The organism is Pseudomonas sp. M2 (assembly GCF_015751845.1).
GTDB classification, from domain to species: Bacteria; Pseudomonadota; Gammaproteobacteria; order Pseudomonadales; family Pseudomonadaceae; genus Aquipseudomonas; species Aquipseudomonas putida_E.
The window spans coordinates 1,113,023-1,137,283 of the sequence record NZ_JADOUD010000001.1 but is presented as its reverse complement, the minus strand read 5'-3'; the positions used below and the strand labels follow the sequence as shown (position 1 = coordinate 1,137,283).

Sequence of the window (24,261 nt, the reverse complement as noted above, 5' to 3'; positions counted from 1 at the left end):
GGGTCAGCTGGCCCGACGGTAGGTCAGCAGCACGATGCCGCACACCACCACGGCGGCGCCGATCAATTGCCAGGTGCCCAGGCGCTGGTCCAGCAACGCCCAGCCCAGCAGCAACGTGGCGATCGGCTCGATATTCATCACTGGCGCGTTCTGCGCCATGTTCAGCCGTGGCACGCAGACGAACAGCAAGGTGAAGGCCACGCCATACAGCACCACCAGGCTGGCCAAGGCCGTCCAGCCGCTGGCGCTGGCCGGCAGCGACAACCCCGAGGGCATCACCCCGCTGGCCCCCGCCACCAGCATGCTGGCGAACACGATCAGCAGGGTCAGCAAGCTGCGCACCGGGCCGCGAACCGCAGCCAGTTTGTGGTCGGTGATCCACAACGCGCAGGCGAACACGCAGGCGGCGCAGAACGAAAGGCCCACGCCCAGTAGCCAGTGCGGGTTGGCCTCACCGTTATCGGCCAGGCGCCCAGGTACATCCAGCGCCAGCACCAGGCCACACAGGATCAGCCCCATGAACAGCACGGTGCGGCCGGTCGGGCGAGCGCCGCCCAGCGCCCAGGTGAGCAGCGCCAGCAGCATCGGAAAGGTGTTGCCTACCAGCAGCGCCAAGGCAACCGGAATGCGCGCCACGGCCGAGTACAGGCACAGGCTCTGGGTAGCGATCAACAGGCCCAACAGCAATTGCCAGTGCCGCGTGCCAGCCGGCAGGCTCAGCGGTTGGCGCTGCCACAGCACCAGGCTCGCCAGCACCAGGAAGGTGATGCCGGAACGACAGAGGATGGCCAACAGCACGCCGGTGTCGTCATCGAAGGCGATGCGCGCGGCAATGTGGTTGCCGGCGAACGAGCAGGCCAGCAGCGCCAGTAGCGCGACCGCCAGCTTGCGCGGGAAAAGGGAGACAGAAGCAGCGACAGCCATGTGCATGATCCATTTGCAGGTGTGTTCAGGAGGCTGTTGCGCAGCCCATCGCTGGCAAGCCAGCTCCCACTGGTTTTGCATTGGCCTTCAGATCGGCGTTGTCCCAGTGGGAGCCGGCTTGCCGGCGATGGGCCGCCCAGCGGCCCCGGATGAGCGCCGTTACAACACGACGCTCGGCAGCCACAGCGAAATGGCCGGGATATAGGTGACCGCGATGAGCACCAGGAACAGCGCAATGTAGAACGGCAGCAGCGCCTTCACCGTCGATTCGATGCTCACCTTGCCGATGGCCGAGCCGACGAACAGCACCGCACCTACCGGTGGCGTGATCAACCCGATGCCCAGGTTCACCAGCATGATCATGCCGAAGTGCACCGGGTCCACACCGATGCCGGTGATCACGGGCAGCAGGATCGGCGTCAGGATCAGGATCAGCGGCGCCATGTCCATCACCGTGCCCAGCAGCAACAGCATGAAGTTGATGCACATCAGGATCACGTAGCGGTTGTCCGACAGGGTCAGGAACACTGTGGTGATCTTCGACGGGATCTGCATCAGCGTCATCACGTAGCCGAAGCTTGCGGCAAAGCCGATCAGGATCATCACGATCGAGATGGTCCGTACCGTACGGTGCATCAGCTTGGGCAAGTCGCGCCACTTGTAGTCGCGGTAGATGAACATGGTCACGAAGAACGACCAGACCACTGCCACGGCCGCTGATTCGGTGGCGGTGAACACGCCCGAGAGAATACCGCCGAGGATGATGACCATCGCCATCAGGCCCCACAGTGCTTCGCCAGCGATTTTCAGTGCCTGACGCAGCGGGATCACTTCACCTTTGGGGTAGTTGCGCTTCTTGGCGAAGATCAGGCACAGGCCCATCATCACCGCGCTCAGCAGCAAGCCGGGCATGATCCCCGCGATGAACAGCGAGCCGATCGACACTGTGCCGCCCGCCGCCAGCGAGTACAGCACCGAGTTGTGGCTGGGCGGGGTGAGCAGTGCCTGCACCGAGCCGCTGACGGTCACTGCCGTGGAGAACTCGCGCGGGTAGCCCTTGCGCTCCATCTCGGGGATCAGTACCGAGCCTACAGACGCGGTGTCAGCCACCGACGAGCCGGAAATGGCGCCGAAGAAGGTCGAGGCCATGATATTGACCAGCGACAAACCGCCCCGTACGAAGCCCACCAGCACTCCGGCGAAGGCCACCAACCGCCGTGACATGCCACCTTCGGCCATGATTGCGCCAGCCAGCACGAAGAACGGAATGGCCAGCAGTGAAAACTTGTTAACCCCACTGGCGATCTGAATCATCATCGCCTGCAGCGGGATGTCGATCCACCAGGCGCCGATCAGCGCCGACAGGCCCAGGGCGAAGGCCACCGGCATGCCGATCAGGATGAGCACGATGAAACTGCCCAACAGAATGAACGCATCCATTTACGCAGCTCCTTCGTTTTCTTCCGCCAGATCGTAACGAACCACCTTGCGGTTGCTCTGATCGCCCAGCAGGAGTTTTTCCAGTACAAAAATCAAGGTCAGCAGACCACCGACCGGGATCGGCGCGTAGGTCATGCCCACCCGTACCCCAGGCAAAGAGGCCAGCGACTGGTTCCACGTGGTGATGCACAGCTTGATGCCGTAGTAGGTCATGAACACGCACACCAGGATCATCAGCACCTGCACCAGCAGTGCAACCAGCTGGCGCTGCAGCGGTGGCAGGCGGTCGGTGATCATCCCTACCGCCATGTGCGCGCCGGCCCGGTAGCTGGCGGCGGCACCGACGAAGGTGAACACCACCATCAGCAGGATCGACACTGGCTCAGGCCAGCTGGAGCCGGTACCCAGCACGTAGCGTGCAAAGATGCCCCAGGGAATGATCAGCGACATGGCCAGGATCGACAGGCCGGCGACCCAGATGCAGCTGCGGTAGAGCGTGTCGTTCACGCTCAGGAAAAGCGATTTCATAGGCATCACCAAAGCGGCAGGGCGGCGGGCGCCGCACTGCCGCGGTCAAACTTGGAAGGGGGCCGGTATTACTGGACGGCGTCGATACGCTTCATCAGGTCTGCGTACGGCGCACCGTACTTCTCGCGTACTGAAGCGGTAGCCTCGAAGAACGGTTTCTTGTCGACGCTGATGAACTCCACGCCCGCGGCCTTGAGTTTCTCTTCGCTGGCGGCAGTCTTGGCATCCCACAGCGCGCGCTCTTCCATCTGTGCTTCGCGCGCGACCTTCTTCACCAGCGCCTGCTGCTCAGGCGTGAGCTTGTTCCAGGTGGTCTTGGACATCACCACCGGCTCCGGCAGGATCAGATGGCCAGTGAGGGTGAAGTACTTGGCGCTCTGGTAGTGGTTGTGCTCGAGCAGGGTTGGCGGGTTGTTTTCGGCGCCATCGATCACGCCGGTCTGCAGGGCGCTGAATATCTCGCCGGTGTCCATGGCGATGCCGTTGCCGCCCATGGCGTTCATCATGTCGATGAACAGCGGGTTGCCCTGCACGCGGATCTTCATGCCCTTGAGGTCTTCCAGGCTGCGCACCGGCTTCTTGGTGTAGATGCTGCGCGAGCCGCCGTCCATCCACGCCAGGGCCACCAGGTTGAATTCGGAGTTGGTGATCTTGTCGAGGATCTCCTGGCCGATATCGCCGTCGATGATCTTGCGCATGTGGTCATGGTCGCGGAACACGAACGGCATGTTGAACACGTTCACGTCCGGCACCACCGGGCCGACGATCCCCAGGCTGACGCGGGTCATCTGCACGGCACCGATCTGCGCCTGCTCGATGACTTCCTTTTCCGAGCCCAGGACGCCGCCGGGGAACATCTTGAAGGTGATTTCGCCATTGCTGGCGGCTTCGATCTTCTTGCCCATGTTCTGCTCGGCGACCACGGTCGGGTAACCGGCCGGGTGGATCTCGGCGAACTTGATGTCCAGCGCGTGGGCTGGCAGGGAGAGGCTGAAGGCGAACGGGAGTGCAGCAAGAAGCAGCTTGCGTTTGAAAGTCATGATGAAACTCCGTGGTTTTTATTATCCGGTTTCGGGCGTACGAGTGTGGTTGGCAGTACGGGTGTTCAGCCCCGGCAGGCAGGTTCCTCCAGGCCTTTGACGCCGAGTTCGAAGGCAAATACCCCACCAGCCAGCGGCTGGTCGCAGAGGTCGATGCCTGCGGGGCGGATCGAGGTGACGAACAGGGTGTCCAGGTTGGCGCCGCCGAAGGCGCACATCGCCGGCTTTTTCACCGGCACGTTGAGTGAGCGGTCAAGGCGGCCATCCGGCGTGAACCGGTGGATCTGACCGGCATCGTTGCCGCAGATCCAGTAGCAGCCGTCCTGGTCGATGGCAGCGCCGTCCGGGCGACCGGGGAAGGCGCGCATGTCGACGAACAGCCGCTTGTTGTGGGGTATGCCACTGTCGATGTCGTAGTCGAACACCCAGATCTTCTGCACGTCGGGGTGCGAGTCCGACAGGTACATGCGTGTGCCGTCGGGGCTGAAGGCCAGGCCATTGGGCACGATCATGCCGTCCTGCTGCAGGTGTAACTGGCCCTCGCCGTCATGCCGGTACAGCGCGCCGACCGTGGCGCCTTGCTGCATGTCCATCAACATGGTGCCGGCCCAGAAGCGGCCCTGGCGATCACAGCGCCCATCGTTGAAACGCATGCCGCTCTGTGCATGGTCGACGGCGCTGAGCAAGTGGCTGGCAAGGCTGCCATCGGCCCTGGTTTCAAGCTGGAAGATGCCGCTTTCCATGCCGGCGATCCAGCCCCGCTCAGTGCGCGCGATGCAGGCGAGCATCTCGTCGCCTTGCCAGGTCTGATGGGCACCATCGGGCTGCCAGCGATGCAGCTGGCGTGCGGGAATGTCGACCCAGTACAGGGCGTGTTCGGTGGGGTGCCACACGGGGCTTTCGCCGGTGCCGTTGCGGGCGTCGACGATCAGTTCGCAGTTCATGGCCGGGCCTCCTGGAGCACTGGGTGTCAGTTGAACGGTCCGGCTACGGCGAAGGCGCCGCCCTGATAGACCATGCTCGGGTCATCGGCGGCAGGTGCCGGCTGGGCCTCTACCACTTCGCGAAACACCTCGGAGGTGTCTTTAGGCTCGTAGCCCAGGTGCGCGGCATAGCGGTTGTCCCACCATACGGTGCGGTTGTCGGAGGCACCGTAGACAATGGTGTGGCCCACGTTAGGGGTGTTCAGCCCACGTTCGATGAGCTGGACCAGGTCGTCGTAGCTCAGCCAGGTGCACAACATGCGTGGGTTCTGTGGCTGGGGGAAGGACGAGCCAATGCGGATGCTGACGGTCTCGATGCCATAGCGGTCGAAGTAAAAGCTGGCCATATCCTCGCCGTAGCATTTGGACAACCCGTAGTAGCTGTCGGGCCGGCGTGGAGCGTGAGCGTCGATGCGCTCGTCCTGGCGGTAGAAACCGATGGTGTGGTTGGAGCTGGCGAAGATGATGCGCTTGACCCCATGCTTGCGCGCCGCCTCGTAAACGTGGAACACACCGCAGATGTTGGGGCCGAGGATGTCCTCGAAGGAGTGCTCGGTGGATACGCCGCCGAAATGGAGGATGGCGTCTACGCCTTCTACCAGTGCGTGGACGGCGGCCTTGTCGGCCAGGTCGCAGGTCACGACCTCTTCATGCGCACCCGCGGCAGGTGCCATCGGGCTGATATCGGAAAGGCGCAGGACCTCGGCGTAGCCTTGCAGGCGTTCGCGAAGGACCTTGCCCAGGCCGCCTGCGGCTCCGGTGAGCAGCAGGCGATTGAGGGGGGTAGTGGTCATGGCCGGCTCTATTTGTTAATTGTTGTAGGTTGTCGTATGACTGTGTTGATTATTGGCAGTGGGGTTGGCAGTTGTCAATGAGGCGTGTGCGGCTTTCGCCTGGTTGGTGGTCAACTGTAGGAGCGGCCTTGTGTCGCGAAAGGGGCGCGCAGCGGCCCCAAAAACTTCGCAGGCGGCCCCATTGCCGGGGCCGCTGCGCAGCCCTTTCGCGACACAAGGCCGCTCCTACACAAGGCAATTGCCACACAAGGCCGTTGCCACAGGAAACGCGTTAGCCCGGGTTACAACAGCGACAGCGGGTAATTGAAGATCAACCGGTTCTCATCGAATTCGTTGTTGCTGTAGTCGCGCCGAATCGACGAGTTGCGCCATTTGACGCTCAAATCCTTGAACGCCCCGCTCTGGATCACATAGGCCAGCTCTGTTTCCCGCACCCACTCCTTGCCGTCGGTCACCGCCCCGGTATGCACGTCCTGCCCGCTGATGTAGCGGTTCATCAGCGTCAGCCCCGGCACCCCAACGGTGACGAAGTTGAAGTCATGACGCACCTGCCAGGAGCGCTCGTTGGCATTGTCGAAACTGGAGTTGTAGCTGTCGTTGGCCAAGGTGCCGCCGCTCGTGCCGTTGACCCGCATCCAGGTATCGCCATCGACCTTCTGCAGGCCCACCCAGAACGTGTTGCCGCCATACTTGGCCGAGAACATCCCCGAATACGTCTTGTTGTCCAGTTGCCCGGCCTTTTCGGAGCCGTCTTCGCCACCGTGGAAGTAACCGAGGTTGGCGCCGAAGGTCCAGCTGCCGACCGGCTGGCTGTGGCTCAGTTGCAGGTACTGCTGCTCATAGACGTCCTTGAGCACTGCGTTCCACAGCCCGACCAGCGTGCGGTCCTGGTTGAACTTGTATTCGCCACCGACGAAGTTGAAACGGTCCGAAAGGGCGCCGCCGTAGCTCATGTCGTCCATGCTGGCGTCGTTGCGCGGGCTGTTGCCGCGGAACTGCCCGCCGTACAGCGTCAGCCCGGCAATTTCGTTAGAGGTGACCTGCCCACCGCGGAAGGTCTGAGGTAGCGAGCGGCCATCGTCGGAACGCAGGATCGGCAGCACCGGCATCCACTCGCCGACCTTCAGTTCAGTCTTGGAAATCCGCGCCTTGCCCGCCACCGCCAGGCGCCCGAAGTCATCCGCCGGCTGCCCATCGTCATGGCGCGGCAGCAGGGCGGTGCCATAGGTGCCGCCACCGCCATCGAGCTTCACCGACCACATTCCCAACACATCCACGCCGAAACCGATCGGCCCCTCGGTGAAGCCTGAGCGTGCATCGAGGATGAAGCTCTGCGTCCACTCCTCAGCCTTGCTCTGCGGGTTGCTGGGGTTGGTGAAGTTGCGGTTGATATAGAAGTTGCGCAGGCCAAGCGTGGCTTTTGAATCCTCGATGAAGCCTGCGGCCACGCTGGTGCCCGGCAAGCTCCCGATCATGCCGGCGCCCAGCAGGGCAAAAGGAAGGGTCTGGCAGATTTTCATTATTGTTGTGCTCCGCAAAAGGGTGTGGCAGCCCGTCCACCGGGCACGCGCAAGCGGCCTGCGGCAGGGGCGGGTGGGTACGGGCCGGTGAAGGCCGGGTAGGGTGAAACAGGGTTACGGCACTAGGTGGCCGTGCATGCTGGAATGAGGGGCGGCGAGAGGCTGGGGTGTAGCGCGATGGGGGTCGACATGGGAGAGTGTCCACTGATTGTTGTTTTTGTTATGTGTTGTCGTACAACTGTGGCGATTTTTTAGCAAGCGCAGGCGGTAATGTCAACGCCTACTAAGGCGAATAACGCCTGGTTTAGCACCTTTCTGAGAGGCACCTTTCATCAACAGAAGCTCTAGCCCGGGCATCTCCCTGCCTTGAAAGAGATACTACGACTAAAGTCGGTGTGAAGGGCGTTGATTGGCTGGTAACCCTGGAATTTTGTGTATTAGGACCGGATCAGGGGGTTTAAGACGCGTTATGTTGGATTTAAGACCCGGCAAGATTGTTGAGCGCCTCTGCAAGCGTGCGTACCGAGCGGACCCCACTTCCCCGTGAACCATTGCTAACAGGACATGTCTTACTGCCATCATCGACATGATGTCATTTCACACGCAAGGAGGCTCCATCATGCAATCAACCCCACCTATAGCCACCGGTAACCTGCTGGGCACCTATGGCTACGGCAAGGCGCTGATCATCAGCATGCTCATCTTGGGCAGCATCTTCTTCGGCTTGGCCGCTTTCGTCGGCTACCTGAGTGTCGCCAGCGACCTGCAATTCAACGGACCCAAGCAAATCTTCTACTTCACCGTCGCCTTGCTGGCTGTGCTCGGGCTGAGCATGTTTGCCCTGGCCCTGTGGCAGACAAAGCTGCGCAAAGCGCGTTACGAGGTCTACGAAAAAGGCATCTGCCAGATCATCGGCAGCGAACGTGACTACGTGCCTTTCAGCGAGATGAATGACTTGTACCTGTTCGCCTCTGGCCAGACAGCCTTCGCAGGCCTCACCAACAACCTGGCTTATCGGCGCAACGCAAGCGAGCCTTTCCGCCGGGTCAATCCGCACCTCAAGGGCCTGTTCGCCTTTATCGAACAGGTGCGCGACCAGCATCTGAACGAACGGCTGCCAGTGGTATACGCCACGCTTCAAAATGGTGGCGGGGTGCAGTTCAACTATCTCGACACCAAACAGGTATGGGGCAAGCGGATCAGTGGCGACTTCTTTAACGTCACCACCAAGGCCCTGACCCTCACCCGCGACGCGCTCGACATCGATGGCCGCAAGGTCTCGTTGAACAGCCTGGGCAATGTCGATCTCAATCAGTGGACCGAGTTGGTCGTTATCAAGGACGAGAGCGGTCAAACACTGCTGTCGACCGTCGGTAACGGGATCATGAGCTTTGATCTGTTCCTCAATACCTTGCACAACCTGCTAGACGCACCGCAAGCGCAGGCGGACAACGCCGTCACTGCCTGACGCTAGGTATCGGAGCCGCTTGGCGGCTCCTGATTAAGCTAAGCCTGAATTGAAGCGCTTCGAGAGGGTTTGGCGTCTCCGCCAACCGGCCCTATACTTATCTACGGCCTCGCCCTCGACCACGTGACTGGCTTGTTCCATGTCGGGCACACTTCTGCCCCTTGTCGGCGTGGGCGAGGCCTCTCCCTTATCCAGTTTCCCCCCCCGGTCCACAATCGAATACTGTGCCTGCAGGTCATTCAAGCAGGTTGCCTGCACCCATGGCCATTATGGCAAGGTCCCGCTCCGGCACTTCGAGGCTGCTACGATAATGCTCCTCGAGATCCGGTGCCCAGCTTGCCACTTCATCAATTACCTCAATGGCCTGCGCCTGGGAGAGCCCATAGTGTTCAACTTGGCTCAACAGGTTTCGTCGTGAAATTTCATGCCCATAACTCCCGATAGCCATTGCCAGCCGTGAAGGCGGGGCTCCCTCGGTAGTCGGCACTACGTCATACATCGGCGACAGTCGCCAGCAGCCGTTCGTAAACAGCACGGCGACATTCTTTGGATGGTCATCATCGTTACCGACAAGAATGTTGAAACAGATCCGCTTGTACAGCTCCTGGCGGTCCGCTTCCGGCACGCCACGGCGGTTCATTTCGTCTACCAGCACCCCGTAATGCCATTTCTTCCAATCCCCCTGCCCGAGCCAGTTGCTGTCAAGCAAGGTCAAGCCGCTTAGCATCGGAACGCGTGCGTATTGGCCGTTAGCTGCCGGCGCTCTGTCAAAACGGTCGACCAGCAATGTGTTGACCCGCCCTTTGTGCAAGCGAACGTTGGCAACATTCAAGCCTTTGCTGGCGGCGAATACCATGCACGCATACTCAAGCGAAGGGATGTCGTAGTTGTCGTGGCGATCTCGAGGTTTGGCCAGGATAAGTCTGTCTGCCTCGACCAAGGTACATTTGGGGCGCGCACCACCGAGCGAGGAGCGTTGCTGCAACGTAGCCTTGGTCGCTCTATCCGTGCCAGGTGGGAAGCCGCCCTGGACTCCGTCTGCAAACTGGATGAACGCATCCAGTTGAGTGAGTGTGCCCAGACCTGCCTGGCCGATACCTTCAGGTGGCACTTTGCTGCTACCCACCATCAGGCTGCCGGCGCGATCATGGTTGGGCGACTTCTGCAGGTAACTGATTGCGTCCAGCTCGCCGCCGTGCTCGCGGATGACCAGCCGCTCGCCCCAACCATCCGGTGCTGCATCCCTGATGAAGCCAGGAAGACCGCCGTTCTTGGTGATGTTGGTGTAGGGCTCCGCGCGCAGAGGGTAGTGCAGTGGATCAGGCACCCAGCCCCCTGCCTTGTAATAGAGAGGGCTGTAGACGAATTCACCCACACCCTTCTCCACGGTAAGGCGCCCGAGCGTGGTGACCTCAAGCGATCCGGGTTGCTGGATATAGATGTACAGTAAAGGCATTAGAAATCATCCTCTGAGATACGCTTGAGCCGCACTCGATGCTCGGTGGTGTAGGGCGCGGGGGAGGTCTCTGGGATTTCTTTGAAGACATCCTCAAGCAGGCCGAGATGCCACAGTGCGGTCATATAGCTGCGCATTTCCACGGTAGGCGTACCTGCTTCGATTTTGCTCAGCGTGGTGATGGATAGGCCGGATTGAGCTGCAAGATCCTTCTGACGGACTCGGCGTTCTAGCCGTCTGGTTTTGATCAGAAGCCCGATTTTTGTCAGGCGGTCGGCACACATCAAGGGGAAAACCAGCATTTTAAGATCTTCTATAAGCGTTCTTATCATCGATAAGTGTCACTATAGCACTGCTTATATTTGCTGAAAAAACCGAGTGACTGGATACCTACCCGATGTATGGGCAGACGAATCATGGATGCTACGTCTTGCGCTGGGTTCTGCAGAGCATTCGAGGTAGGCAGCGAGCCCATAAGACTTCAGCATTTAACGTCTCTATAAGCATGGCGGCGGCAAAAACTGAGTGCAACACCTGACCAATCCGGTACGGTGTCCCTATGTCTTACCAAGAACTCAGTATTGAAGAACGCATCACGATCCAGTTCGGCCAGCTTCAGGGCCTGAGCCAAAGAGCGATCGCCCGGATGCTTGATCGCAGCCCCTCGACCGTTAGTCGTGAGCTTCGCCGTAACGCCGCCAGTACCTCGCCCTATTCTGACAGCCAGGCTCAGCAACAGATGCGCCTGCGCCGCCAAGGCGTGCCGACCTGCGCGCAAGCTTGAACCAGGTGGCGAACTGTTCGATCTGGTGGCCTACCTGCTGCGACAGCGCTTTTCTCCTCAGCAAATTGCCGGCAAACTCCGACGCATGGAATTCCCAAAGCTTGAAGACGCTTACGTCTGCCGCGAAACGATCTACAACGCCATCTATGCATTGCCGGTGGGTGAGCTTCGCAAGGAGCTGATCATTTGCTTGCGGCAAGGTAAAACCAGTCGTCGCCCCCGCACTGGCGGGGTAGACCGCCGTGGCCAAATCCCTGATCTCGTCAGCATCCATGTTCGTCCGCCTGAGGCAGAAGATCGTCTGACGCCCGGCCACTGGGAGGGCGATTTGATCAAGGGCAAAGCCAATGCTTCTGCGGTCGGTACGTTGGTAGAGCGCAGTACGGGTTACCTGATGCTGATCAAGATGCATGACGCCACAGCGACTTCGGCGGTCGAAGGTTTCAGTGCCGCCTTGAACCGCATGCCTCTGGCAGCGCGTAAAAAGTTGACCTATGACAAGGGCCGGGAAATGGTGCGTCACGCCGAGATCACCCAGCGTACCGGAGTGGCTGTTTACTTCTGCGACCCGCATAGCCCCTGGCAGCGCGGCAGCAACGAAAACATCAACGGCCTGATTAGGCAGTACCTGACCAAGGGCACCGACTTGTCTGGGCATAGCCAGGAGCAGCTGGATGCCATTGCGTATGAACTGAATATTCGGCCGCGCCAGCGTTTTGATTACCAATGCCCAATCGAGATGATGACGCAGATGATGGCTCGGCATCATGAGGGCTCATCCTTAATTCAATGAAGCCCGGTGTTGCACTCAGCCTTTGAAACCGGGCCTTCCAATTTAAAGTTGTTGACTCTAGCTTTTTGTCTGGGCGTTTTCTCGGGCACTCGAAAAAGTCGAGTGAAGTTCGGCAGGATGTTTGGGGGTGGAAGCGTTAAATTTCTGTTGGCAGGAAAGTACTGGCGTAAAGGAAAGGCTGCCAATCGGCAGCCTCCTTGATGATCAGCCCGGACAATCAGTCCCAGCTCAACGCCCCACCCGTCTGATACTCGATCACGCGGGTCTCAAAGAAGTTCTTCTCTTTCTTCAAGTCCATGATCTCGCTCATCCATGGGAACGGGTTGGTCGTCCCTGGGTACTCTTCCTTCAAACCAATCTGGGTCAAACGACGGTTGGCGATGAACTTGAGGTAGTCCTCCATCATTGCCGCGTTCATGCCCAGTACGCCGCGTGGCATGGTGTCACGGGCGTATTCGATCTCCAGCTGGGTCCCTTGCAGGATCATCTGGGTCGCTTCTTCCTTCATCGCCGCGTCCCACAGGTGCGGGTTCTCGATCTTGATCTGGTTGATCACGTCGATACCGAAGTTCAGGTGCATCGACTCGTCACGCAGGATGTACTGGAACTGCTCGGCAACGCCGGTCATCTTGTTGCGGCGGCCCATGGACAGGATCTGGGTGAAGCCGCAGTAGAAGAAGATGCCTTCCAGCACGCAGTAGTAGGCGATCAGGTTGCGCAGCAGCTCTTTGTCGGTTTCGACGGTGCCGGTGTTGAACTCCGGGTCGGAGATGGCGCGGGTGTACTTCAGGCCCCAGGCGGCTTTCTTCGCGACCGACGGGATCTCGTGGTACATGTTGAAGATCTCGCCTTCATCCATGCCCAGCGACTCGATGCAGTACTGGTAGGCGTGGGTGTGGATCGCCTCTTCGAAAGCCTGGCGCAGGATGTACTGGCGGCACTCCGGGTTGGTGATCAGACGGTACACGGCCAGGGCCAGGTTGTTGGCAACCAGCGAGTCGGCGGTGGAGAAGAAGCCGAGGTTGCGCATCACGATGCGGCGCTCGTCTTCGGTCAGGCCGTCCTGGCTCTTCCACAGGGCGATGTCGGCGGTCATGTTGACCTCTTGCGGCATCCAGTGGTTGGCGCAGCCGTCGAGGTACTTCTGCCAGGCCCAGTCGTACTTGAACGGTACCAGCTGGTTCAGGTCGGCGCGGCAGTTGATCATGCGCTTTTCGTCAACGGCGACGCGGGCCGAGGAGCCTTCCAGCTCGGCCAGGCCTTCGGCGATGTCCAGGGCGTCCAGCGCGGCCTTGGCGCGCTTAACAGCGTCGGAGTCGGCAGCGGTGGCAGCACGGGCTTCCAGGGCGGCAGCACCGCCGGCGCTGTCGAGCTTGTCGAGGGTGGCGGCGGCGTTGGCCTGCGCAGGGGTGTTGCCTTTGGCGGCTACTTCGCCGTCTTCTTTGTCGAATTCGTCCCAGCTCAGCATGGTTTGGCTCCTGCTTGAGGATTGCCCTGAGGCAACCGGTTGGATTTTAAGAATGTGATGCCTGACGCAAGGCCGTTACGGCGAATGGACAGCTCGAGAGGCTGACTCTCGTTACATCTGGATTCGTGCCTGGCCAGGCCTCGGGGAGGGGCCAGGGACTTGAATAGGTGCCCTTTTCAGAGGGGGCGGAGTATACCGGAATTCGCTTTCGATCGGGGTGCGCGTCTTGCGGGCGAGGGTAATTTTTCGACCGGTTTTAAGCGCGTCCGTTCACGGTATCTCGTGTCGTCTTTTACGGGAAGGGAGTTTAGCGGCAAATAGCGCGAGGCACTACATGTTGTGGTTTTTTATTTTATCGATACATCATGTTGGGTTGGCGCGTTTTTTGTAGGAGCGGCCTTGTGTCGCGAAAGGGCCGCAAGGCGGCCCCTGGAATCCACTATTTTCACAAGGATTCCGGGACTGCTTTGCAGCCCCTTCGCGACACAAGGCCGCTCCTGCAAAAGCTGCGCTTGCGCAGATAAGAAAATGCCCGCCAGGAGCACCCGTTGGGGCACCCCTTGCGGCATCAGCAGGCCTTACTGGCAGGCTTCGCAGTCCGGCTCGTCGATCGCGCAAGCCTTCGGCACTGGCGCCGGGCCTGCGGCCTGGGCCGGGGCGCTGTCGCCGCCGCTGGACACGGCGTTGAGCTTGCCGGTGTTGATGGTCGACTTCTCGGTGCTGGTCGCGGCCAGGGCACGGAGGTAGTAGGTGGTTTTCAGGCCACGGTACCAGGCCATGCGGTAGGTCACGTCCAGCTTCTTGCCCGAAGCGCCGGCGATGTACAGGTTCAGCGACTGCGCCTGGTCGATCCACTTCTGACGACGGGAGGCGGCATCGACGATCCACTTGGTCTCGACTTCGAACGCGGTGGCGTACAGGTCTTTGAGCTCCTGCGGAATTCGCTCGATCTGCTGCACCGAACCGTCGTAGTACTTCAGGTCGTTGATCATGACCGAGTCCCACAGGCCGCGGGCTTTCAGGTCGCGCACCAGGTACGGGTTGATCACGGTGAACTCGCCCGACAGGTTCGATTTCACGTACAGGTTCTGGTAGGTCGGCTCGATGGACTGCGACACGCCGGTAATGTTGGCGATGGTCGCGGTCGGCGCGATGGCCATGATGTTCGAGTTACGGATGCCTTTCTGTACGCGGGCACGTACCGGCGCCCAGTCCAGGGTTTCTTCCAGGTTGACGTCGATGTACTTCTGGCCACGGGCCTCGATCAGGATCTGTTGCGAATCCAGCGGCAGGATGCCTTTGGACCACAGCGAACCCTGGAAGGTCTCGTACGCGCCGCGCTCATCGGCCAGGTCGCAGGACGCCTGGATCGCGAAGTAGCTGACCGCTTCCATCGACTTGTCGGCGAACTCCACGGCAGCGTCGGAGCCGTAAGGGATGTGCTGCAGGTACAGTGCGTCCTGGAAGCCCATGATGCCCAGGCCGACCGGGCGGTGCTTGAAGTTCGAATTGCGCGCTTGCGGCACCGAGTAGTAGTTGATGTCGATCACGTTGTCGAGCATGCGCACGGCGGTGTTCACGGTGCGTTGCAGCTTGGCGGTGTCCAGCTTGCCGTCGACAATGTGGTTCGGCAGGTTGATCGAGCCCAGGTTGCAGACCGCGATCTCATCCTTGTTGGTGTTCAGGGTGATCTCGGTGCACAGGTTCGAGCTGTGCACCACGCCCACGTGCTGCTGCGGCGAGCGCAGGTTGCACGGGTCTTTGAAGGTCAGCCATGGGTGGCCGGTCTCGAACAGCATCGACAGCATCTTGCGCCACAGGTCTTTGGCCTGGATGGTCTTGAACACCTTGATCTTGTTGTACTCGGTCAGGGCTTCGTAGTACTCGTAGCGCTCTTCGAAGGCCTTGCCGGTCAGGTCGTGCAGGTCTGGCACTTCCGAGGGCGAGAACAGGGTCCACTTGCCGTCATCGAAGACGCGCTTCATGAACAGGTCAGGGATCCAGTTGGCGGTGTTCATGTCGTGGGTACGACGACGGTCATCACCGGTGTTCTTGCGCAGCTCGATGAATTCTTCGATGTCCAGGTGCCAGGTTTCCAGGTAGGCGCACACAGCGCCTTTGCGCTTGCCACCCTGGTTCACGGCGACGGCGGTGTCGTTGACCACTTTCAGGAAGGGTACGACGCCCTGGGATTTGCCGTTGGTGCCTTTGATGTAGGAGCCCAGTGCGCGCACAGGAGTCCAGTCGTTGCCCAGGCCACCGGCGAATTTCGACAGCATGGCGTTGTCGTGGATCGCGTGGTAGATGCCCGACAGGTCGTCCGGCACGGTGGTCAGGTAGCAGCTCGACAGCTGCGGGCGCAGGGTACCGGCGTTGAACAGGGTCGGGGTCGAGGCCATGTAGTCGAAGGACGACAACAGGTTGTAGAACTCGATCGCACGGGCTTCCTTGTCTTTCTCTTCCAGCGCCAGGCCCATGGCCACACGCATGAAGAACACCTGCGGCAGCTCGAAGCGTACGCCATCCTTGTGGATGAAGTAGCGGTCGTACAGGGTCTGCAGGCCCAGGTAGGTGAACTGCTGGTCGCGCTCGTGGTTGATCGCCTTGCCCAGTTTTTCCAGGTCGAAGGCGGCCAGGGCCGGGTTCAGCAGCTCGAACTCGACACCCTTGGCGATGTAGGCCGGCAGTGCCTTGGCGTACAGGTCGGCCATCTCGTGGTGGGTGGCGCTGTCGGCAACGTTCAGGAAGCCCAGGCCTTCGGCACGCAGGGTGTCCATCAGCAGGCGGGCGGTGACGAACGAGTAGTTCGGCTCGCGCTCTACCAGGGTACGTGCGGTCATCACCAGGGCGGTGTTGACGTCCTTGATGGCCACGCCGTCGTACAGGTTCTTCAGGGTTTCGCGCTGGATCAGGTCGCCATCGACTTCGGCCAGGCCTTCGCAGGCTTCGCTGATGATGGTGTTCAGGCGCGCCATGTCCAGCGGCGCCAGGCTGCCGTCGGCCAGGGTGATGCGGATGCTTGGGTGCGGCTCGACTGCGGCGTCGGTGTTGGCGCGGGTAGCGCGCTCTTTGGCACGCTGGTCGCGGTAGATCACGTAGTCACGGGCGACTTTCTGCTCGCCGGCACGCATCAGGGCCAGTTCAACCTGGTCCTGGATTTCTTCGATGTGGATGGTGCCACCCGATGGCATGCGACGCTTGAACGTGGCGGTGACCTGCTCGGTCAGGCGCGCGACGGTGTCGTGGATGCGCGACGAGGCAGCGGCGGTGCCGCCTTCAACTGCGAGGAACGCCTTGGTGATGGCCACGGTGATCTTGTCGTCGGTGTAAGGGACGACAGTGCCGTTGCGCTTGATCACGCGCAGCTGGCCGGGAGCGGTCGCGGCCAGATCCTGGTTGGAATCGGCGGCCTGCGGCGCCAAAGCCTGCGGGTTCTCGCGAGTTGTGTCGGTTTGCATGGGTGGGTGTCTCCACAGTTTCTATATGTTCAGGCGCCTTTTGGGCGCCCACCGTTCTGTCCACTTGTTCGACGGCCCTGGCGGGGATGCGTCATGCGCGCGCATCCGCCCGCTCGGGCGTACCGACTTCGGGACAGACTCAGGAATAAGGGGCAAAGAACATGCCGCTCCCTGGCCGAAGTCAAAGGCTATGGGGCTAGCCCAAAAGCTGTTGCTCTCCATCTCCGCTGGAGCGATTTGGTTGTTGAAACCACAATAAGTTCAGGCAGAAAAATCGCTTGAATTTGTCTGCTGACTCATGCTTGGCGTTGGTGTGTGAAACCCAACATCTAGTGGTTCGCTGCGCTGGGGATACAAGATAATGCGGTATCGGGGGCTTTGCAAGGCGAGCGCCTGTGGATAAGTTGTGCGTACTTTGTGAGTGAATAGTGGGTATTCGCTGTAGGCCTTGTACCAAGTGGTTTGCAGTATTTTTCTGCGGCTCGTTGCCCCGGTGCAGATTTTTCAGGGCGCGAACCCTAGCACAAAAAACGGTTCAGTCCAGGGGTGTTTCCGCTGAGGTTGGCAGTGCCGGGTGCGGGACGTAGTATCGGCAGGGGATGTTGCCTTTTGGTTAAGGTGGCAATGCCGGCGATGGGGCCGGAACAGGCAACGCAAAAACAACAATCAAGGCAAACGCCATGGACCAACCCGTACCCCGCATCCTGATCGTCGAAGACGACCAGCGCCTCGCCGAACTCACGGCTGAATACCTGCAGGCCAACGGTTTCGAGGTGGCAGTGGAGGGCGATGGTGCGCGCGCCGCCCGGCGTATCGTCGACAGCCAGCCAGACATGGTCATCCTCGACCTGATGCTGCCCGGTGAAGACGGCCTGAGCATCTGCCGCCGCGTACGTGGCCAGTACGCAGGCCCCATCCTCATGCTCACCGCCCGCAGCGACGAGCTCGACCAGGTCCAGGGCCTGGACCTTGGTGCTGACGATTACGTGTGCAAGCCGGTGCGCCCACGCCTGCTGTTGGCACGCATCCAGGCCCTGCTGCGGCGCAGCGAGCCGGCACAAGGCAAAACCCAGGAGCTGGCCTTTGGTGACCTGCGCATCGACAACCGCCTGCGCGAAGCCCGGCTCGGCGAACAGCTGATCGAACTTACCGGTGCCGAGTTCGACCTGCTCTGGCTGCTGGCCAGCAATGCCGGGCGGGTACTGTCGCGTGAGCAGATCTTCACCGCCTTGCGCGGTGTCGGTTACGACGGCCAGGACCGCTCCATCGACGTGCGCATTTCCAAGATCCGCCCCAAGATCGGCGACGACCCGATCCACCCCCGTCTTATCAAGACCCTGCGCAGCAAGGGCTACCTGTTCGTCGGCGATGCACCATGAACAACTCGATCTTCCTGCGTATTTATGGCGGCATGCTCGCGGTGCTGGTGCTGGTGGCCCTGCTTGGTGTGCTCAGCCTGCACCTGGTCAACGAGGTGCGCGCCGCCCAGCACCGCGAGCGCCTGGCCCAGGGCACCTTCAGCCTGATGGCTGACAACCTGGCCCAGCAGAATGAAACCGAACGCAAACGCTCGTTGTTGATGTGGGAGCGCTTGCTGGGCGTGCCGCTGGACTTGCAACCCCTGTCGGCGCGCACCCTTGATGGCGGCCAGCGCGCGCGGCTCAATCGCGCCCTGGTGGTGGTGCAGAAAACCGGCCCGCACGCCGCCCAGGTGCTGCGCAAGGTGGGCCAGGAAGACCTGCTGCTGGTGGCCGAGGTCAAGCAGGTCAGCGAGCAGCTGGCGCGGGCCACGCTCTATCTGCTCGCCGATGAACTGGTGCGCTTCCCGGTCACCGAACAGCAACAGCGCCTGGCGCAGATCAGGCAGAGCAAGGGGTTCGGTTTTGGTATCGCCCTGCAGCGCCTGGAGCGGGTCGGCCTGGATGATGACCAGCGGCGCCGGGTAGAGGAGGGCGACACGGTCATGGCGCTGGGCAAGGATGGCGATTCGATCCGCGTGTTCGCAGGCTTGCCGGGTTCGCCCTGGGTGCTGGAGATTGGCCCGCTGTATCAGCTCAACCCCTATCCGCCGCAATTGCTGGTGTTGATCGCGTTCCTCGGCCTGTGCCTGATTGGCCTGGTGGTCTATCTGCTGGTGCGCCAGCTGGAACGGCGGGTGTCGGGCCTGGAAATGGCCGCCACGCGCATCGCCCAGGGCAGCCTGGAAACCCGTGTGCCCGCCGGCGATGCCGATTCGGTCGGGCGCCTGGCGGCGGCGTTCAACGGCATGGCCGAACACCTGCAGCGTTCGTTGAACATGCAGCGCGAGCTGGTGCGGGCGGTGTCCCATGAGTTGCGCACGCCGGTGGCGCGTTTGCGCTTTGGCCTGGAAATGATTGAAAGCGCACCGACCGAACAGGCCCGGGCCAAGCACCTGGCGGGCATGGACGGCGATATCCAGGACCTGGACAAGCTGGTCGACGAGATGCTGACCTACGCCCGCCTGGAGCAGGGCGCGCCGGCCCTGAAGTTCCAGCGCGTCGACCTGGATGCCTTGCTTGACCGGGTGATCGACGAGCTGGCCCCGCTCAATGCCGGCGTCAGGCTGGTGCGTGGTGCCTGTCAGCTTCAGGATGGCGAAGACGCCTGGGTCGAGGCCGAGCCGCGCTATCTGCATCGGGCGCTGCAGAACCTGGTCAGCAATGCCCTGCGCCATGCCCGGGCTGAAGTACGGTTGAGCTATCAGTTGGGCCAGCAGCGCTGCCGCATCGAAGTGGAAGATGACGGGCCGGGCATCCCCGAAGGTTACTGGGACCGTATCTTCACGCCTTTCACCCGGCTCGACGACAGCCGTACCCGGGCTTCGGGAGGGCATGGCCTGGGCCTGTCGATCGTGCGGCGGATCATCTACTGGCACGCCGGCCGGGCCACGGTAGGGCGCAGTGAAGCGCTGGGCGGTGCCTGCTTCAGCCTCAACTGGCCACGCGAGCAGGCGCCGCTGTAAGGCTTAGACGCTGACCAGGCTGAGCAGATGGCCGTCCTGCAGGCAGAACTGGCCTTCCAGCTCGACGCCATGGCGCCATTCTGGCGACAGGTCGATGAGCAGGCGCAGGCGTGCCAGGCCTTCAGGTGACCACTGCAGCACCTCGGCGTGCTCGAAGTAGAAGCGCTGGCGGGTCAGTGGGTAGAGGGTCTTGAACAGGCTTTCCTTGAGCGAAAAAGTCAGGGTAACCGCCAGCCCCAGCTGGCTGCGGTCCAGGCGCTCGAGCTCTGCCTGGGTGAGGATTTCGCCCATCAGCCGTTCGGCACGCTCGTCGTCCAGCAATGCTTCCTGGTCCAGCCCCAGGCCGCGGCAGCTGTCTTGCGCGGCAACCACGGCCGCAGCCCAGCCTTTGCCGTGGGTGATCGAACCGTGAATGCCAGCGGGCCAGATCGGTGAGCGGTCCTCATGGGTGCCGGGCACATGGTCGCGGCCATCCAGGCGTTGCAGCGCGGCGCGCGCGCACACCCGGCCGGCCAGATACTCGGCCTGGCGCTTGGCCACCGAGCGTTGCAGGCTGGGGCTGGGTTCGATACCGGCACGCTGGAAGTCATCGGCGGCCAGGCGGCCGGGGTCGAAGGCGCAACTGACCAGCACCGCGCCAGGCAACGGGCGGGGCAGGGGCCAGTGGTGCTGGAGCGGGGCGCAGCAGGAAGGCAATCTGTTCATGGCGGTATTGTGCCAGCCGATGTGGCTGTGTGGGAGATGGGCCGCGAAGCGGCCCCGGCAATCTTCAGTCGAATGCTTTCTTGAAGAACGCCTGCATGTCCGCCCACGAACGCTCGTCTGCGGCCTTGTTGTAGCCAATATCCGGCCCACCATGGGCGCCGTGGCTCAAGCGGTCGGCATCCGGGTTGGTGAAGCCATGCTTGGCGCCGGCAATGCTGACGAACTGATAATTGACCTTGGCCGCATCCATTTCAGCCTTGAACGCGGCGACCTGCTCATCAGTGACCATGCTGTCCGCCGCACCGTGCTCCACCAGGATGTCAGCCCTTACCACGCCAGGCTTGGCCGGCGTCTGGGTGGCCAGCGCACCATGGAAGCTCACCACGCCGTCCAGCTTTTCGCCGCGCCGTGCCGCGTCCAGTACCACCTTGCCGCCGAAGCAGTAACCTACGGCACCCAGTTTGTGCTTGTTGACGTTCGGCTGCTTTTTCAGCAATTCAAGGCCTGCGTCGAAGCGTGCGGCCGCCGCGGCCGGGTCCTTCAGCGCTTGGGCCATGAATGCCTGGGCATCCTGCGGGTGCTCGGTGTGCTTGCCGTCGCCGTACATGTCGATGGCCAGCGCTTTGTAGCCCAGTGCCGCCAGGTCACGGGCACGGCGCTTGGCGTAGTCGTTAAGCCCCCACCATTCATGCACCACGACAATGCCCGGGCGTTTGCCCTCCAGTGCATCGTCATAGGCGTAGTAGCCGACCAGGCGGTTGCCATCGTCGTCCTGGTAGGGGATCTCGCGGGTCACTACTGCCGCCTGGGCAAGAGCGGCGCTGCACATCAGGGTCAAAACCAGCAGGGCACGCATGTTCACTACTCCTTGTTTTGCAAACGTATCGTTCAGCCCAGGTTCAGCCAGGGTTCAGCCGCGGTTCAGGGCGTTCTGCTTACTCTAGCTTCCAGACCGAAACAGCGCATTCAACTGGAGTATAACGCCATGAAAACCTTCAATACCCTGCTGGCCGCCATGGCCGTCTGTGCCGCTGGCATCACCACCGCCCAGGCCGCCGACGACAACTTCGCCAGCCTGACCTACGGCCAGACCAGCGACAAGGTACGCAAGTCCGGGCTGCTGCAACGCAACACCGACCACCTGAACGCCGACGGCATCATCGGCAAGGATGACACCTGGGGCGTGCGCCTGGGCAAGATCAATGATCAGGGTCGCTACTACATGACCTACGACAATGTCTCGGGCGACCACAGCGGCCTGAAGCTGCGCCAGGAGAACCTGCTGGGCAGCTACGACCTGTTCCTGCCGGTAGGCGATACCACCAAACTGTTCGGTGGTGGCAGCCTGGGCATGACCAAGCTGACCCAGGACTCGCCAGGGGCCAGCCGTGATACCGACTATGGCTACGCAGTCGGCCTGCAGGCCGGCGTAATCCAGGAGATCACCGACCGAGCTTCGGTTGAGCTGGGTTACCGTTATCTGCGCACCAATGCAGCGACCGAGGTGGGGGCGAGCGGCGGGCCGAAAGAGGGTACCCTGCGCCTGACCAGCAGTGCTCAGACTTACCTGTCGGCGAACTACAAGTTCTGATCTGCGAGCCGAGTTATCCTCTACTGGCCTCGTCGCCGGCAAGCCGGCTCCCCCGGGTTCACCACTGCTTTCAGGCGTGTGGAGCTTCCTGTAGGAGCCGGCTTGCCGGCGACGAGGCCGGCCCAGGCAATAATTGAAAGGAGCGTCACATGAAACTGCTGGTGGTAGAGGACGAAGCCCTGTTAAGGCACCACCTCTATACACGCCTGGGCGAAAGCGGCCATGTGGTCCAGGCCGTGGCTGACGCCGAAGAAGCGCTGTACCAGGCCGAGCAATTCCACTTCGACCTGGCCGTGATCGACCTCGGCCTGCCCGGCATGAGCGGCCTGGAGCTGATCGGCCGCCTGCGTACCCAGGCCAAGACCTTTCCCATCCTGATTCTCACCGCCCGCGGCAACTGGCAGGACAAGGTCGAAGGCCTGGCCGCCGGTGCCGACGATTACCTGGTCAAGCCCTTCCAGTTCGAAGAGCTTGAGGCACGCCTCAATGCCCTGCTGCGCCGCTCCAGCGGCTTCACCCAGTCGACCATCGCCGCAGGCCCTTTGGTGCTGGACCTCAACCGCAAGCAGGCGACCCTCGATGAGCAGCCGCTGGCGCTGACCGCCTACGAGTACCGCATCCTTGAGTATCTGATGCGTCATCACCAGCAGGTGGTGGCCAAGGAGCGCCTGATGGAACAGTTGTATCCGGGCGATGAGGAGCGTGACCCCAACGTCATCGAGGTGCTGGTCGGCCGTCTGCGTCGCAAGCTCGAAGGTGAGCGCGGGTTCAAGCCGATCGACACTGTGCGTGGGCTCGGCTACCTGTTCACCGAGCGCTGCCGATGATTCGTTCGCTGCGGGTGCGCTTGATGCTCGCGGCAGCGGTGCTGGCAGTGCTGTTCATGCTGGCGCTGCTGCCCGCCCTGCAGAAGGCCTTCAGCCTGGCCTTGCAGGAATCGATCGAACAGCGCCTGGCTTCGGACGTGACCTCGCTGATTTCTTCGGCGCGCATCGAGCATGGCCAGTTGCAGATGCCCGCACTGCTGCCGGACGAGCGTTACAACCTGCCTTATACCGGTTTGCTCGGTTACATCTTCGACCGCGAAGGTAAGCTGGTCTGGCGCTCCCGCGCCACCGCCGACCAGCACATCAACTACCAGCCGCGCTACGATGGGCGCGGCAATGAATTCGCCCGCATGCACCAGGATGACGGCGAGGAATTCTTCGTCTATGACGTCGAAATCAAGCTGTTGGGTGGCCAGAGCGCCGCCTACAGCATCGTTGCCCTGCAGCCGGTGCGCGAGTACCAGCAAACCCTCGATGGCCTGCGTGAAAAGCTCTACTTAGGTTTTGGTGCGGCCCTGCTGGCGTTGCTGGCATTGCTCTGGGCCGGCCTGACCTGGGGCCTGCGTTCGTTGCGCCGGCTGAGCCGCGAGCTGGACGAGGTGGAGGCCGGTGCGCGCGATGGGCTAAGTGCCGAGCACCCGCGTGAGCTGTTACGCCTGACCGGCTCGCTCAACCGCCTGCTGCGCAGCGAGCGGGAACAGCGCCAGCGTTACCGTGACTCGCTGGGTGACCTGGCACACAGCCTCAAGACGCCGTTGGCGGTGCTGCAAGGCGTGGGGGAGAGCATGCAGCAGCGCGTCACCGAGCGCGAGCAGGCGCGGGTACTGCAGAGCCAGATCGAGCGCATGAGCCAGCAGATCGACTACCAGTTGCAGCGCGCCAGCCTGCGCAAGAGCGGCCTGGTGCGCCACAGCGTACAGTTGCTTGCGGTGCTGGACAGCCTGTGCAGCACCCTGGCCAAGGTGTACCGCGACAAGCGCGTCGAAGTGCTGCTTGAGGTGCCGGCGCAGGCACAAGTGCCGATGGAGCAGAGCGCGCTGCTCGAGTTGCTGGGCAACCTCCTGGAAAACGCCTTCCGGCTTAGCCTGGGGCTGGTGCGGGTGAGCTTGCAGGAAGCTCCCGGGCGGCAGACGTTGTGCATCGAAGATGACGGGCCGGGTGTGCCGGCGGATCAGCGTGAGCGGATTCTCGAACGGGGCGAGCGCCTGGACCGCCAGCATCCGGGGCAGGGGATTGGCCTTGCGGTGGTCAAAGATATCGTCGACAGCTATGACGCTGAACTGAGCCTGGGTGATTCGCCGCTGGGCGGGGCGGCATTCCGGATCACCTTTTATCTTGATTGATGTTCAGGCAGCCCCTGCCTCATCGCTCGCAACAAGCAGGGCGGATTCCCGCCAAGGTGCCTGTACAAATCCCGCCATCGGGCGGAAATCCGCCATCCTTTCTCAGGCAATTCGCCCTGTCGTTGGGCATTTTCCTCCAGCAAATACGGCCTTTGC

The 24,261-nt window shown here is 61.7% G+C and carries 19 protein-coding genes and 1 pseudogene; 7 read left to right on the top strand and 13 right to left on the bottom strand.

Features of this window, described 5'->3' with window-relative positions:
* Positions 1–3: 3 nt before the first annotated feature.
* The 7 genes from IWW33_RS05390 to IWW33_RS05360 form a co-directional block, all read right to left on the bottom strand.
* Positions 4–924 (bottom strand): DMT family transporter, encoded by a 921-nt coding sequence (locus tag IWW33_RS05390; protein ID WP_174142609.1) that lies wholly within the window; start codon positions 922–924, stop codon positions 4–6.
* Between the two features lie 159 nt (positions 925–1,083).
* Positions 1,084–2,364, bottom strand: coding sequence for a TRAP transporter large permease (locus IWW33_RS05385; RefSeq protein WP_046787478.1), 1,281 nt, complete (start codon positions 2,362–2,364; stop codon positions 1,084–1,086).
* Positions 2,365–2,892, bottom strand: coding sequence for a TRAP transporter small permease (locus IWW33_RS05380; protein WP_115273007.1), 528 nt, complete (start codon positions 2,890–2,892; stop codon positions 2,365–2,367).
* A gap of 68 nt (positions 2,893–2,960) precedes the next feature.
* Positions 2,961–3,932, bottom strand: coding sequence for a TRAP transporter substrate-binding protein (locus IWW33_RS05375; RefSeq protein ID WP_012313102.1), 972 nt, complete (start codon positions 3,930–3,932; stop codon positions 2,961–2,963).
* A 65-nt stretch (positions 3,933–3,997) separates the two neighbouring features.
* Positions 3,998–4,876 (bottom strand): SMP-30/gluconolactonase/LRE family protein, encoded by an 879-nt coding sequence (locus IWW33_RS05370; protein WP_046787476.1) that lies wholly within the window; start codon positions 4,874–4,876, stop codon positions 3,998–4,000.
* 26 nt (positions 4,877–4,902) lie between these two features.
* Positions 4,903–5,709: an NAD(P)-dependent oxidoreductase gene (locus IWW33_RS05365; RefSeq protein ID WP_125925141.1), complete on the bottom strand. Its 807-nt coding sequence runs from the start codon at positions 5,707–5,709 to the stop codon at positions 4,903–4,905.
* Between the two features lie 281 nt (positions 5,710–5,990).
* Entirely contained in the window at positions 5,991–7,229 is a 1,239-nt protein-coding gene (locus IWW33_RS05360; protein ID WP_174142608.1) for an OprD family porin, read from the bottom strand.
* A gap of 619 nt (positions 7,230–7,848) precedes the next feature.
* Here IWW33_RS05360 and IWW33_RS05355 point away from each other — a divergent pair.
* Positions 7,849–8,697: a hypothetical protein gene (locus IWW33_RS05355; protein ID WP_119688386.1), complete on the top strand. Its 849-nt coding sequence runs from the start codon at positions 7,849–7,851 to the stop codon at positions 8,695–8,697.
* 235 nt (positions 8,698–8,932) lie between these two features.
* Here IWW33_RS05355 and IWW33_RS05350 read toward each other — a convergent pair whose 3' ends face one another.
* Both IWW33_RS05350 and IWW33_RS05345 read right to left on the bottom strand, forming a co-directional pair.
* Positions 8,933–10,153: a type II toxin-antitoxin system HipA family toxin gene (locus IWW33_RS05350; protein WP_119688387.1), complete on the bottom strand. Its 1,221-nt coding sequence runs from the start codon at positions 10,151–10,153 to the stop codon at positions 8,933–8,935.
* Positions 10,153–10,455, bottom strand: a complete 303-nt coding sequence (locus IWW33_RS05345; RefSeq protein WP_119688388.1) for a helix-turn-helix domain-containing protein — start codon at positions 10,453–10,455, stop codon at positions 10,153–10,155. Before IWW33_RS05345 ends, IWW33_RS05350 begins: the two co-directional genes overlap by 1 nt.
* A 257-nt stretch (positions 10,456–10,712) precedes the next feature.
* Here IWW33_RS05345 and IWW33_RS05340 point away from each other — a divergent pair.
* A pseudogene (locus IWW33_RS05340) lies at positions 10,713–11,730 on the top strand (IS30 family transposase).
* Between the two features lie 217 nt (positions 11,731–11,947).
* Here IWW33_RS05340 and IWW33_RS05335 read toward each other — a convergent pair.
* Entirely contained in the window at positions 11,948–13,198 is a 1,251-nt protein-coding gene (locus IWW33_RS05335) for a ribonucleotide-diphosphate reductase subunit beta (protein ID WP_012313106.1), read from the bottom strand.
* Between the two features lie 578 nt (positions 13,199–13,776).
* Positions 13,777–16,656, bottom strand: coding sequence for a ribonucleoside-diphosphate reductase subunit alpha (locus IWW33_RS05330; RefSeq protein ID WP_046787472.1), 2,880 nt, complete (start codon positions 16,654–16,656; stop codon positions 13,777–13,779).
* Between the two features lie 680 nt (positions 16,657–17,336).
* On the opposite strand from IWW33_RS05330, the gene IWW33_RS05325 reads away from it, so the two are divergent.
* Both IWW33_RS05325 and IWW33_RS05320 read left to right on the top strand, forming a co-directional pair.
* The gene (locus IWW33_RS05325) at positions 17,337–18,035 is read left to right on the top strand and encodes a response regulator transcription factor (RefSeq protein ID WP_039604244.1); all 699 of its coding nucleotides are present in this window, start codon (positions 17,337–17,339) and stop codon (positions 18,033–18,035) included.
* Positions 18,032–19,639, top strand: coding sequence for an ATP-binding protein (locus IWW33_RS05320; protein ID WP_119688393.1), 1,608 nt, complete (start codon positions 18,032–18,034; stop codon positions 19,637–19,639). Before IWW33_RS05325 ends, IWW33_RS05320 begins: the two co-directional genes overlap by 4 nt.
* A gap of 3 nt (positions 19,640–19,642) precedes the next feature.
* Here IWW33_RS05320 and IWW33_RS05315 read toward each other — a convergent pair whose 3' ends face one another.
* Together IWW33_RS05315 and IWW33_RS05310 are read right to left on the bottom strand one after the other, a co-directional pair.
* Positions 19,643–20,344: a 4'-phosphopantetheinyl transferase superfamily protein gene (locus IWW33_RS05315; RefSeq protein ID WP_119688394.1), complete on the bottom strand. Its 702-nt coding sequence runs from the start codon at positions 20,342–20,344 to the stop codon at positions 19,643–19,645.
* Positions 20,345–20,408: 64 nt separating this feature from the next.
* The gene (locus IWW33_RS05310; protein WP_174142122.1) at positions 20,409–21,200 is read right to left on the bottom strand and encodes a dienelactone hydrolase family protein; all 792 of its coding nucleotides are present in this window, start codon (positions 21,198–21,200) and stop codon (positions 20,409–20,411) included.
* A 129-nt stretch (positions 21,201–21,329) separates the two neighbouring features.
* On the opposite strand from IWW33_RS05310, the gene IWW33_RS05305 reads away from it, so the two are divergent.
* The 3 genes from IWW33_RS05305 (at position 21,330) to IWW33_RS05295 (ending at position 24,105) form a co-directional block, all read left to right on the top strand.
* On the top strand, positions 21,330–21,935 hold the full coding sequence (locus IWW33_RS05305) for an outer membrane beta-barrel protein (protein ID WP_012313112.1): 606 nt from the start codon (positions 21,330–21,332) through the stop codon (positions 21,933–21,935).
* A 149-nt stretch (positions 21,936–22,084) separates the two neighbouring features.
* Positions 22,085–22,762 carry a response regulator gene (locus IWW33_RS05300; protein ID WP_046787467.1) on the top strand — a complete coding sequence of 226 codons (678 nt, stop codon included), beginning with the start codon at positions 22,085–22,087 and terminating at the stop codon, positions 22,760–22,762.
* Entirely contained in the window at positions 22,759–24,105 is a 1,347-nt protein-coding gene (locus IWW33_RS05295) for an ATP-binding protein (protein ID WP_115272989.1), read from the top strand. The genes IWW33_RS05300 and IWW33_RS05295 overlap by 4 nt, the downstream gene beginning before the upstream one ends.
* Positions 24,106–24,261 lie beyond the last annotated feature (156 nt).